This is a genomic window from Actinoalloteichus spitiensis RMV-1378, from assembly GCF_000239155.1.
Lineage (GTDB): Bacteria > Actinomycetota > Actinomycetes > Mycobacteriales > Pseudonocardiaceae > Actinoalloteichus_B > Actinoalloteichus_B spitiensis.
On the sequence record NZ_AGVX02000114.1, the window covers coordinates 1 to 12,300 of the forward strand.

A 12,300-nucleotide genomic window follows, 5' to 3' on the forward strand; every position below is an offset into this window, starting at 1 on the left:
GCCCGCGCCCAACTCGACTCCTCCGCCTCCTTCCCCCGGAAGGGCACGCCGCCGAACAGCGCGGCGAAGGTCGACTCGGACATCCGGAGGAACGCGAGGTGGCTCTGGGTCATCATCCGCTGGAAGTCGGAGTGGGCCTGCGCCGCCTGCCGTTGCGCCTCCCCCACGACGCGCAGCCAGTCGGAGCCGCCGTCCGGGGTGGAAGGCGGGGAGTACCCGGAGTCCTCGGTGTCGGCCCCGTGCGCGGCGAACGCGGTCAGGGGCGGCTCGGCGGGTGCCGGAGCAGCTACCCGGTCGCTCTCCGGCGCGAGCCCCGGCCCGTTGTCCGGCACCGTCCGGCCGTGCTGGGCACGGCGTCCCGGTAACGGCGTGGACCCGCTGGTGGTGTCGCCGCGGCCGGCGGGCGTGGCCGGCACCGGAGTGGCCGGCGGCGCCGGCGCGGGAGGAGGTGGAGCGATGGGGGGCGGGGAGCTGGGGGGCGGAGCGGGAACGACCGCGGGCGCGGAGGGGACGGGCCGCGGGACCGCCGACGGGGGGAGTTCCCCGGAGCCGTTCGCCGTCGGGTAGGGCCGGCCGTGGTTCCCACCGTTGATTGACACCGTCATCCTGGGCTTCGCCTCCACTGTCGTCCGGGTCGGCTCGTAGGCCGACCACAACCGGGGGAAATCGAGGGGAACACCGCGCACCGCCAAGCGCGCCAGGCCGTCCCACAGGGCCGTGACGCCGCACCGCCCCGGCCTGTCCAACGGGACGGCCAGGTGTTCGCGGGTTCCGAGGACACGTCCCACCAGGCCCGTCAGCACCGCCGACGGCCCGACTTCGACGAAGGTGCGAACCCCCGCCTCGTACATCGCCTCGACGACGTCCCGGAAACGCACCGCCCGGGTCACCTGGTCGACGACGCGCGCCCGGATCTCCGCCGGGTCCGTGGGGTAGGGCCGCGCATCGGAGCCCCCGTAGACCTCGAGCCGGGGCGGTGCCGCGCTGATCCCCGCCAGGAAGGCCGCGAGGGGGCCCCGGGCGCCGGACATCATGGGGGTGTGGAACGGGCCCGCCGTCCGCAGTGGCACCGAGCGCATGCCCCGCGCGGCCAGGTCGGAGGCCACCGCTCCCACGGCCTCGCGCGGCCCCGCGACCACCACCTCGTCGGGCGCGTTGTGGTTGGCCAGCCAGACCCCCGGGTGGGCGCGCTGCACGTCGGTGACCTCGTCGCCGGGTGCCGTGACCGCGAGCATCGCTCCGGCCTCGTCGGGCAGGTCCGCCATCACCTCACCACGGCGGCGGGCGAGCCGTGCCAGCGAGTCGGCGTCGAACACCCCGGCGGCGTGCAGGGCGACGAGCTCGCCGAAACTGTGCCCGGCCGCGCAGTCCGGTCGGAGGCCCACCTCGCCCAGCACCCCCAGCAACGCCAGGGAGTGGGCGGCGAGCGCCGGTTGCGCCCACGCGGTCTCGGTCAACCGCTCCTGCCGCTCGTCCAGCTCGGCCTGGGAGAACGACGGGGGCGGGAAGACGCGGCGGTGCAGTTCCACACCGAAGTCGAGGTCCGCCACGCGGTCCCAGGGCTCCCGGCCGTCGGGGAGGTGCACCGCCAGGTCCGCGCCCATGCCCACGTACTGGCTCCCCTGCCCGGGGAAGAGGTACCCGAGCCGTCCGGGCCGGGGCACTCCCACGGCGTAGTGCCAGCCGGTGGGGGTGTCGAACGAGGACCCCTGGCGGCGCTCGACGAGATCGGCGGCCTCGCCGAGGGTGTGGACGCCGTCCGTGCCGACGACCAGTGCGAGCCGGACGGGCGCCTCCCCCCGGAACTCCCGTTGGGACCGCCGGGCGAGGTCGGCCAGCGGTTGACCGGTGTCGAGGGACCGCGCGGCCGCCGCGACCTCGGACGCGCTCTCCGCCGAGAGCAGGACGAGTTCGGCCGGCGAGGACCTCACCCGCCACGCCGGCCGGCCCCGTGTTCCCGGTGTCGGCCGGTACTCCTCCAGCGTGACGTGGAAGTTGCTCCCCCCGAACCCGAAGCTGGAGACCGAAGCGCGACGGGGGTGGTCGGAGGGGCGGACCCAGGGTCTGCACTCGGTGTTCAGGTGGAAGGGGCTCTCGTCCAGCCCCAGCTCCGGGTTGGGGCGGTCGACCTTGATCGTCGGCGGCAGAACGCCCTGTTTCACGGCCAGCACGGCTTTGAGCAGGCCCACCGCCCCTGCCGCGCACTTCGTGTGCCCGATCTGCGACTTCACCGAACCCAGCGCGCACCACTGCCGGTCCGGCCGGCCCGTCGCGTCGAAGACCGCCCGCAACGCGGCGAACTCCGCCACGTCCCCGGCCGGGGTGGCGGTGCCGTGCGCCTCGAGCAGTTCCACGGTCTCCGGCCCGTACCCCGCCTCGGCGTACGCCTGGCGCAACGCCCGGCGCTGCCCCCGCTCCAGCGGGGCGTAGATCGACGTGCTCCTCCCGTCGGAGGAGGCGCCGACTCCCCGGATGACGGCGTGCACCCGGTCGCCGTCCCGCTCGGCGTCGTCGAGCCGTTTGAGCGCGACCATGCCCAGCGCCTCCCCGAGCATCGTCCCGTCGGCGCGGTCGGAGAACGGCCGGCAGTCCTGGGTCGGGGACAGCGCGGGGGTCTTGCTGAACCCCACGAACGCGGTGATGTCGTTAAAGGTGTCCACCCCGCCGGTGACCACCAGGTCGGCCCGCCCCAGCCGCAGCTCCGCGACGGCCGAGGCGAGCGCGGCGAAGGAGCTGGCGCAGGCCGCGTCCGTGGTGTGGTTGACGCCGTGCACGTCGAACCGGTTGGCGACCCGGCCGGCGACCACGTTAGTCAGGCCACCGGGGAAGGTCGCCTCCCCCCAGGGGGGCACCAGGTCGACGACGCGCCGCACGAGGTGCTCGACGTCCTCCTCGGGCAGGCCGTGCTCCCGCAGCACCTTGCGCAGCAACGGTCCCTGCAACCGGGTCGCCGTGTAGGGGATCAGGTCCAGGGTGGAGGCGCCGAGGATCACCCCGACCCGTTCCCGGTCGAGGTCGTCGAGACCGATCTCGTCGAACACCTGCCGGGCCACCACGAGCGCCAACAGCTGGGCGGTATCGGTGGCGGAGAGGATCGACGGGGGGATGCCGAAGGCCAGGGGGTCGAAGTCGACGGGGGACAGGAACGCGCCCCGTCGCACGTAGCTGCGGTCGGGTGCCAGGGGGTCGGGGTCGTAGTAGTCCTCGGCCAACCACCGGTCGCGGGGGACATCGGTGATCAGGTCCCGCCGTTCCAGCACCATCCGCCAGAAGTCCTCGACTCCGACGGCACCGGGAGCGAGCACACCGAGGCCGACGACGGCGATCGGCGGGCAGGTCGGTTCAGTTGACATCGTGGCCTCTCTGTCCAGATGGCATCAACCGAGCGGCCGGGAACGGAACCGCAGCGCTTCGGCTGGTACGGCGACTCCTGAGGTCCTGGCCTGGTGCGCCCGGGTGACCACCGCCGCGCCTTCCAGCAGGTTGCGGGCGATCTGCACGACCGAGCGGTTCGCGGGGTCGGCGAGCCACCCGTCGGCGACCCACCGGTTGAAGGCGCCCATGGCGGGCCCGCACCAGAGCTGGTAGTCCAGCCGTCGCTGGTGGTCGCCCTCGATCGCCCAGCGGCTGGAACTGCCCAGGTACCAGCGGAACACCAGCGCCATCCGGTGCCGGGGATCGCGCCGGGCCCTCTCCAGCTCGGCGGGGTCGCGGTGCCGCCAGAACTCCTGGGTCCTGGCCCACACCTCGTCGAGGGAGGCGTGCAGCACCTCCCGTTCGAGGGTGTCCCGCACGGTCTCCGGGAGGTCCTCCAGGCTGGCGTAGGACTCGTACAGGGAACGCAGGCGCCCGGCGCGCGCGGGGAACAGGGTCCCCCGCCGGAGCACCTGGAGGCTGACACCCAGCTCGAACATGTCCGCCGCCGGCGCCATGGTCACGTCGGCCACGCCCGCGTTCGCCAGCAGGTCCTTCGCCTCCTGGGACAGGTCGGCCTCCACGGACGACTGGTTGACCGACCCGGTGACCACGTAGGCGGCGCCGAGGGCGAAGGCCCCCGCCAACGCCTCGGGAGTACCGAGACCCCCGGCCGCTCCGACCCGGACCGGCCGGTCGTACCCGTGGCGGGCGACCAGCTCGTCGCGGAGGCGGAGCACGACGGGCAGCACGCAGCCCAGCGGACGGTTGTCGGTGTGACCGCCGCTGTCCCCCTCGACCGTGACGTCCTCGGCGAGGGGAACGGTCGCGGCGATCTCCGCCTCCTGCGCCGTCAGTTCGTTCCGGCCGACCAACGCGCTCAGCAGGCGGGCTGGTGCCGGCGACAGGAAGAGCGCGGCGGTCTCGGGCCGGGACACCTTCGCGAAAATCCGGGTGCGTCGCAGCACCTCCCCGCTCGGGGCCCTCCGCAGTCCCCTGGCCGCGACGCGGACCGCGGCGGGGGTGAGGTCCATGAAGGCGGACAGCGAGACGCAGGGCACCCGGCGGTCGAGCAGCAGCTCGGCCACGGCGCGTTCCAGCTCGGGTTCGGACGGCGAGTGGATCAGGTTGACCCCCCAGTTGCGGTGGTCGGGCAGCGCCGCCGCGAGTTCGTCCACCGCGCGTTCCACCTCGGCCAGCCCCAGGCCGCCCGCTCCCAGGAACCCGAGCAGGTCCTCCCGCGCGAGGGCGGACACCATCCGGATGCCGGCGATGCCGTTCGCCATCTCGCCGGCCACGTAGGGGAAGCGGACCCCGTGGGCGTCGAGGAAGGACCGGTCTCCCAGCCATTCCGGGTACAGGGGCGGCAGCGAACCGACCAGGGGGTAGCCGGGACGGCCCTCGGCGGCTCCCCCTCCGACGCCGAGGCCGTAGCGGCCGTCGGCGGCGCGGACGACGTGCAGCGGTTCCCTGATCCGGGGGAGGACCGCCAAGATCTCGGGGGCCGTGAACGCCGGGGGCACGGCGCCCGGTGTCCAGCTGGGTGCCGGAACCGAAGGGCTGGGGTAGGCGAGGGACATCACGCCGCTTCTCCTCGGACGGTCATCCACGCCCAGCGGGGCGGGACTCGCGGATGGCTGACGCCAGGTAGTCCAGGTCGACGGGGGGAGCCAGGAGTTCGTTGGCCCCCCGCGCCCCGGCGAGGCTGGCCCGCGCCCTGGACGCGTCGAACCGACGGCGGTGCAGCAGGTAGCCGGTGAGCGAGGGCTGGAGGCCCGTGGCGAACTCCAGTGCGGACAACGGGGGAGGCACCTCGGGAACGAGCTGGATGCGCAACGGCAGGACCCGCTCGATGAGATCGGTGAGGAGCAGGACGGAGACGTCGTGGTCCGCGACGACGTGGTAGGTGTCCACCGGCCCCGAGGGGGCCGCCGCCGCGAGCCGGACCATCATCCGCGCGGCCAGCTCGACGGGGAGGAAGTTCAGCCGTGCCTCGTTGTCCCCGACGACGCGGACGCGGGTCCGGCCCCTGTCGGTGCCCGCCCGCGCCTCGCCGTGCTGGCGGACGACGTCGATCATCCGGCGCACGAGGATCTTCACCGGGTGGCCGGGTCGGGGGCCGCGGAACGGCCGGTTGGTCACCAGGACGCTCGGGCGGAGCACCGTCACGGTCCGCTGGTGTTCCGAGGCCCAGCGGCGGACCAGCACCTCGGCTTCGAACTTGGACTGTTCGTAGAGGTTCTCGAAGCCGTGGCTGTCGTCGAGGTCGTCCTCGGCGATCACGCCGCTCCGCCTCCGACCGGCGACGAAGGCGGTGCTGACATGGCACACGCTCGGGCGCCGCGCGCCGGCCAGGGCGAGCGCCAGCACGCCTCGGGTCCCCTCGACGTTGGTCTGCCGCAACTGGTCCAGCCGACCGCCGAGGTCGGTGTCGCCCGCGCTGTGCCACACCGCGTCGATCTGGTCGGCGAGGAGGCGGAACTGCCGGGAGTCCAGCCCCAGGTCGGGTGCGGCGAGGTCGACCTGGACGATGCGCAACCGTTCGCGCAGGCCCCGGATCTCCGGGGGCGTCACGTCCAACTCGGTGTAGTAGCGCATCATGCGGCGCAGCACGGTGGAGGCGGGGGTTCGTGCGAGCAGGATCAGCTCGTCGTGTTCCGCGAGCATTTCGCGGACGAGGTGAATCCCCAGGAACCCCGTGGCTCCGGTGACGGCGACCGCCATACCCCGCACTCTCCTTCGTCCATTCCAGAAGCAGTCGCAGACAACCACAGGACCGAAAACCACAACAGCCGCTGGTTCACGCGACTGGCCTAGCGATTCATCCATTGCACTCTTCAGTGGAGACGATTCACTCGAATGCCGAGCACTTCCGGCTCATTTCCCCCGGACTACCGGGGTCCATCCGCGTTTGCCTCAGGGGTATTCCACCGTTCAGGGGACGCCCAGCGCGGGTTTCCCCAACACGACACCGGGGCCGCGAGGCGGCGAGCCGCTCGGAACGGCGGCGCTCCGGGGCGCCTCCCGACGAGTCGCGGAATTCCCGCCCACGAGGCGGGACGAACACCTCCGCATGGTTTCGGAATCCCCGGGAATCCCCGTCCCGCCCGGCGGGACGTCGACCGTGGAGGAAGGGCGCCGGGGGAAACGGCGCGCTGGTGCTCCCGACGCCGGAAACCGGTCTCCTCCATTCCCGTTGACCCCCACCAGGCGTCAACCGAAGGAGTGAAAATCAACGAGCTGCGTTCCGCAGCGGGGGTGCACGACGCCCCGGGTCCGGGCGCCCGACGGGCACTCCACCGGAGGCCCGGCGGGGCACGGACGCGGCACGGAGACGCGGGAGCGCGGACACCCGGGGCGCGGGGCGGCACGTCGCCGCTCCGGACCGGGGCACTCGACCACGGCACCCGCTCCTGCTATACAAGACGTACGTACGGTTTTGGAGGATTGATGCAGAACCCCCAGTGGGACCCCGACACCTACCTCACCTTCGCCGAGGAGCGGGGCCGCCCCTTCCACGACCTGGTGGCCCGCATCCGGACGACCACGCCACGCCGGGTCGTCGACCTCGGATGCGGCCCCGGCAACCTGACAGCGGACCTGCCCCGCCGCTGGCCCACCGCCACGGTGCAGGCCCTCGACGCCTCGCCCGAGATGGTCGAGGAGGCCCGGGGGCTCGGGGTGGCCGCCGAGCTGGGCGACGTCCGGGAGTGGCGTCCCAGCCCGGACACCGACGTCGTCGTCGCCAACGCCCTCCTCCAGTGGGTACCCGAGCACCGCGAGCTGCTCCGCCGTTGGGCGGAGGAGCTGCCCGCCGGAGCGACCATCGCCTTCCAGGTGCCCGGCAACCAGGGCAGTCCCGCGCACGTCAGCGTCCGCCAGATCGCCGCCACGCCCCGCTGGCGGGACAGGCTCGGCGACTCGCTCGTCGCCCGCGCCGACGTCGTCTCCACCCCCACCGAGTACGGCGATCTCCTGGCGGCGGCGGGCTGCGCGGTCGACGCGTGGGAGACGACCTACCTCCAGCGGTTGACCGGCGAGGACCCGGTCCTGGAATGGCTGAGCGGGACAGGTCTCCGACCGGTGCGGACCCAGCTCGACGACGCCGAATGGCGGGAGTTCCGGGAGGACCTCGCCCCGCTGCTCCGCGAGGCCTACCCGCGCCGGGAGGACGGCACCACGTGGTTCCCCTTCCGGCGGATCTTCGTCGTGGCGACCACCCCGCACGCCTGAACGCGGCGGGAGCCGGACGGCCCGCCGCGTGCGGGTGGCCGCGCGTCCCACGAGGGGCTCCGCCTCCGGCCCGCCACGGGGCTCCCAGCGCCGCCAGCCACCAGGCGGTACCACCGTGGAGGTGACGGGAACGGGGCGGCCCCCGGCCCATCGGTCCGAGGACCCCGAGGCCTCACCGCGCACGGCAGGAGTGCGCCGAGCTGGACCGCGCGGGCTGGCCCGCCCTGACGGGCACCACGCGGGACGACATGGCGGGTCCGCGCCGGCCAACGCCCCGGAGGCGGCGCTCGTCCCGTGTCCGGGGCGTTCCCCCGAGCCCGCCTGCCGTGGTGGCCCAGCCACGGATCTCCCGGCTGGAACCACCCACCGGCACGGCCGCCGGGACCACGCGAGCCGCCTCCCGACGCCCCGACCGGACCGGCCGGGGCCGCCACCCCCACCCTCGTCGCGCGCGTTCCCGCGCCAGCCGGGCTCGGCCCACGACCGTGCGGCACGGGTGCCGCCAGTGCCGGCTCGAGCCCGAGCCCCCGTTACCCGGCGGACCCTGGTCCGGGGGTGCGGGAACGGGCGCCCACCCGCCCGCACGCCCCGTCGCCGACGAGCCTCAGATCTCCGTGTCCGTGTAGCGGGCCGAGGTCCGCCGGGCCAGGTCACGAACCTTGGCCGACGCCGACTCGACGGTCGTGCGCACCGTCGGGTGGTTGGCGACCTGCTGGTAGGCACGAACCAGTTGCTCGTAGCGTGCGCGCCCCGCCTTCGCCCCCAGGACGTAGCCGACGGCGGCACCGATCGCGATCTTGATCATGTTGCCTCCTCAGGTGGCAGGCTACGCGGGGGTCCCACACGCCGCAGCGGAGCGTGCGCGAACGACTCCACTGCAGGGTGAACGGTCCCCCGCCCCCGGGACTGCTGGCTACTCCGGGGAGGCGTCTCGTGCCTGGCGGATCTGGGCGGCGACCGCCGTCGCCACCTCGGTGACGGCCCCGGCGTCGGTGCCCGGCTCCGGCCGGACCTGCAACAGCACGCCGTCCCGGCCCGGCATCCTCCGCTGGACGAACCAGGCTCCCCCGCCGGGGAGTTCCCGGTGGTGCCGGGACTGGATGGAGCCGGTCACCCGCTTGTGGACGATCTCCGGCAGCCGCCCCGGCTGCTCGAGGCCGTACCGGCGGGGCGCCCGGTCGCTGAGGACCTGCACGTCCTCCGCCGGCTCCTCGGCCACCGACTCGACCACCGTCAGGACACCGTCCCGCCAGGTCGCCTTGCTGATCAGGTGCCAGCCGACCCGCCGGTGGCCCACCTCCACGTCAGGGAGCCACAGGCCCAGTGGAGTCGCGAGGACGACCCCGCCCAGACCCGTCGACGCGGAGGCGAGCACGCGTTCGTCCCCCTCGAGCGTGCCCTCGAAGCCGTCGGGCACGGGCTCCCGCCCGGCCAGCCGCTCGGTGAACTGCTTCCACCAGCCCGTCACACCAGTCCTCCCATGGCAGACTGCTCCCGCAACGCCTTCCGGTACTCCTCCAGGCTCACCAGGTCCCCGAACAGGGCCCGGTACTCGTCGGCGTCCTGGGTGGGCGACATCCGCTGGAGCCTCGACTTCAGGTCGGCGATCTGGCTGGCCACCACGAACTCCCGCATCGCGGCGAGGATGCTGGACACGTAGCGGGGATCGGACTCGGACCGCGACCGCAGCGACTCCACCGACAACTCGGTCAGCAACGACCGGAGCGAGTCGTGCGCGCACTCCCGGCCCACCGCGTCCACCAGCGACGACCCCGACAACCCGCAGGAGGCGCCGCCGGCGGCGATGACCGCGCGGTGCAGTGCCACGTAGGCGGGGTGGGTGAAGGCGCTCTCGTCCAGCGTGTCGTACACCGGACCGGCCAGTGCGGGGAGCTGCAGCGCGATCTTCAGCGCCTCCCGCTGCACGTGCAGCGCGGGGTCGCGGGGATCGGGGCGGGGAGGCGCGTCGACGTCCACGGCCAGGCTGCCCTGGTTCGGGTCGGTCGCCCGTGCCCGTCGGGGACGTGGGGCCTCCACCTTCCCGCCGGCGCTCTCCCGCACCCGCCGCACCACCGTCTGCTCCTCCGGCCAACCGACCCAGCCGGCCAACCGGGGCGCGTAGCGCTCCCGGAGCGCCTGGTCCTTGATCCTGGCGACCAGCGGAACGGTGCGCCGCAGCGCCTCCACCTGCCCCTCGGCGGTGTCCAGGTCGTACTCCTCCAACACCGCCCTGATCGCGAACTCGAAGAGGGGTGTGCGCTGGGCGACCAGGTCCCGGACCGCCGCGTCGCCCTTGTCCTGCCGGAGCTCGCACGGGTCCATGCCCTCCGGCGCCACCGCGATGTAGGTCTGGGTGGTGAACCGCTGGTCCTCGTCGAAGGCGCGCAGCGCGGCCTTCTTCCCCGCCTCGTCGCCGTCGAAGGTGTAGATCACCTCACCCCGGAAGGCGTCGTCGTCCATCAACAGCCTGCGGAGCACCGCGATGTGGTCCTCACCGAAGGCCGTCCCGCAGGAGGCCACCGCCGTGGGCACTCCCGCCAGGTGCATGGCCATCACGTCGGTGTAGCCCTCCACCACGACGGCCTGCCGCCGGCGGGCGATCTCCCGGCGGGCCAGGTCGAGGCCGAAGAGCACCTGCGACTTCTTGTAGATCGGGCTCTCGGAGGTGTTGACGTACTTCGCCTGGATCGGGTCCTCGTCGAAGATCCGGCGGGCGCCGAACCCGACGACGTCCCCGGAGATCTCCCGGATCGGCCACAACAACCGGCGGTGGAACCGGTCGATGGGGCCACGCCGGCCCTCGCGGGAGAGTTGCGCCTTGTACAGCTCCTCCAGCGCGAAACCCCGGCCGAGCAGGTGCTTGGTGAGGGTGTCCCACCCGGCCGGGGCGAAACCGCAGCCGAACCGGGTGGCCGCCTCCTCGTCGAAGCCCCGGGTGGCCAGGAACTCGCGGGCCGCCAGCGCGTCCGGGGTGCGCAACTGCTCCGCGTAGAACTCCGCCGCCGCCCGGTGCGCCTCGATCAGCCGGGACCGCGTCCCCCGGTCCCGCTGGACGGTGGTCCCGCCGCCCTCGTAGGTCAGCCGGTACCCGATGCGGTCCGCCAGCCGCTCGACCGCCTCGACGAAACCGAGGTGGTCGTGCTTCATCAGGAAGCTGATCGCGTCGCCACCCTCGCCGCAGCCGAAGCAGTGGAAGGTGCCGTGGTTGGGGCGGACGTTGAACGACGGGGTCTTCTCGTCGTGGAAGGGGCACAGTCCCTTGAGCGCGCCCGCGCCGGCCCGACGAAGCTCGACGTACTCCCCGATGACCTCGTCGATCCGGCTGCGGTCCCGTACTTCCGCGATGTCGCTGTCCCGGATCCGTCCCGCCACGCCCCGAGTCTAGGGACACCCCCGAGCGATCCGCTCGGAGGTCCGCCCGGCGGCCCCCACGGCCCCTCGCCGGGGCCCCGCCCGTCACCGACCGGGGTCGGCCACCCTCGCCAGGAAGTACACCTCCCCGCTGCGGCGGTGCCGCACGAGCAGCAGGAAGGGCCGGTCCAGGCGGACGACCACCGGGCGTGAGGGAGGCGCGGCGGCGGTGAGGGAGACCACGGCGGCCGTGGCGGCGGCGCCCTCCAGGCCCTGTTCGTCGACCCGCAGCACCGCCTCGTGCACCACCGAGGACAGCAACACCCGCCGGGACGCGCTGATCCCGCTCAGATCGGCGTCCGGGGTGAAGACGGTGTTCACCCCCAACGCCCCGAGCGGTTCCTGGAGCTCGGCCCGGCCGGAGACCCGCAGCCGGGGCAGGAACAGGTCCACCTGCGTGGACCGCATCGAGTCGAGCAACCGCCCCAGGGTCCACGCGTCCAGGGCGACCTCCGAATCCGGGAGGTCGCCGTCCGGGAGCAACGCGACGGCCTCCACCCCGCCGTGCGCGGGCAGGCTGACCGCCTGCCAGCCGTCCTGGGCCGCGTGCGGCAGCCGGCCGACCTGCCGCATGGTCGGGACGTCCCGCCGGCCACCAGGCGCGTGGAAGGGCTGGGGGGAGGTCTCGCGCTCGGTGAACCCGGAGATCCACGACGTCCGCAGGTACAACGCGTTCACGAGGGTGGCGACCGTCCTCGGCTCCACCGCGCCGGGCGCCAGCAGCTCCGGGATGAGGTCACGCGTGGTCTCCGCCACGTCCTGGTTGATGAGCCGGCGCACGCCGTCGGGGTCGGACGCGAAGTCCGCCGCCCGGACCGCCCCTCCCGGCCAGTCCCCGAGCCCCTCGACGAAATCCCCCGAGACGTCGATGTCCGGTCGAATCCACAGCGTGTTGCTGAGCGCCAGCACCGGCCGCTCCTGGTGGGTACCGAGGACCTTCAGCGCGCTCGCCGAGGTGAGGCGTTCCGCGATGCGGTCGACGCTCGCCACTTTGCCGGGGCTCAGCAGGGCCAGCAACTCGTCCCTGGTCCGGCCGTGCGCCCCGGAGGCGACGAGACCCAGGCCGCTGGTGACCGAGTAGGGGGACCAGCAGAAGGTGGTCGCGGGATCTGGTTCGAGAGCACGCAGCAGGGACAGCGCGAATGCGAGATGAGCACGATCATCCACCGAGGACAGCTCCCTGGTCGAGGGTTTCCGGCCGCCGACACGTCCCGCGACCGGGCTGTTCGCCAACCTACCGCC

Annotated in this window: 8 protein-coding genes; 1 reads left to right on the plus strand and 7 read right to left on the minus strand. The window is 73.5% G+C overall.

Going from position 1 to position 12,300, the window contains the following annotated elements; all coding sequences use genetic code 11:
* The 3 genes from ACTIDRAF_RS0205720 to ACTIDRAF_RS27435 form a co-directional block, all read right to left on the minus strand.
* Positions 1-3,353, minus strand: a 3,353-nt coding sequence (locus ACTIDRAF_RS0205720) for a type I polyketide synthase (protein WP_016697761.1), incomplete at its 3' end; no start/stop codon positions are given.
* A gap of 24 nt (positions 3,354-3,377) precedes the next feature.
* Complete coding sequence (locus ACTIDRAF_RS0205725) at positions 3,378-4,994, minus strand: PfaD family polyunsaturated fatty acid/polyketide biosynthesis protein (protein WP_039786008.1); 1,617 nt, start codon at positions 4,992-4,994, stop codon at positions 3,378-3,380.
* Between the two features lie 22 nt (positions 4,995-5,016).
* A complete protein-coding gene (locus ACTIDRAF_RS27435; protein WP_016697763.1) occupies positions 5,017-6,138 on the minus strand; it encodes an SDR family oxidoreductase in 1,122 nt (373 codons plus the stop codon).
* A 726-nt stretch (positions 6,139-6,864) separates the two neighbouring features.
* On the opposite strand from ACTIDRAF_RS27435, the gene ACTIDRAF_RS0205735 reads away from it, so the two are divergent.
* Complete coding sequence (locus tag ACTIDRAF_RS0205735) at positions 6,865-7,647, plus strand: trans-aconitate 2-methyltransferase (RefSeq protein WP_016697764.1); 783 nt, start codon at positions 6,865-6,867, stop codon at positions 7,645-7,647.
* Positions 7,648-8,251: 604 nt separating this feature from the next.
* Here ACTIDRAF_RS0205735 and ACTIDRAF_RS0205740 read toward each other — a convergent pair.
* The 4 genes from ACTIDRAF_RS0205740 to ACTIDRAF_RS0205755 all read right to left on the minus strand — a co-directional run bounded on the left by ACTIDRAF_RS0205740 (position 8,252) and on the right by ACTIDRAF_RS0205755 (position 12,234).
* Entirely contained in the window at positions 8,252-8,452 is a 201-nt protein-coding gene (locus ACTIDRAF_RS0205740; protein WP_016697765.1) for a hypothetical protein, read from the minus strand.
* Positions 8,453-8,560: 108 nt separating this feature from the next.
* Positions 8,561-9,115, minus strand: coding sequence for a hypothetical protein (locus ACTIDRAF_RS0205745; protein WP_016697766.1), 555 nt, complete (start codon positions 9,113-9,115; stop codon positions 8,561-8,563).
* Positions 9,112-11,019 carry a DNA primase gene (gene dnaG, locus ACTIDRAF_RS0205750; protein ID WP_016697767.1) on the minus strand — a complete coding sequence of 636 codons (1,908 nt, stop codon included), beginning with the start codon at positions 11,017-11,019 and terminating at the stop codon, positions 9,112-9,114. The genes ACTIDRAF_RS0205745 and dnaG overlap by 4 nt, the downstream gene beginning before the upstream one ends.
* Before the next feature lie 84 nt (positions 11,020-11,103).
* Entirely contained in the window at positions 11,104-12,234 is a 1,131-nt protein-coding gene (locus ACTIDRAF_RS0205755) for a serpin family protein (protein WP_026065815.1), read from the minus strand.
* Positions 12,235-12,300 lie beyond the last annotated feature (66 nt).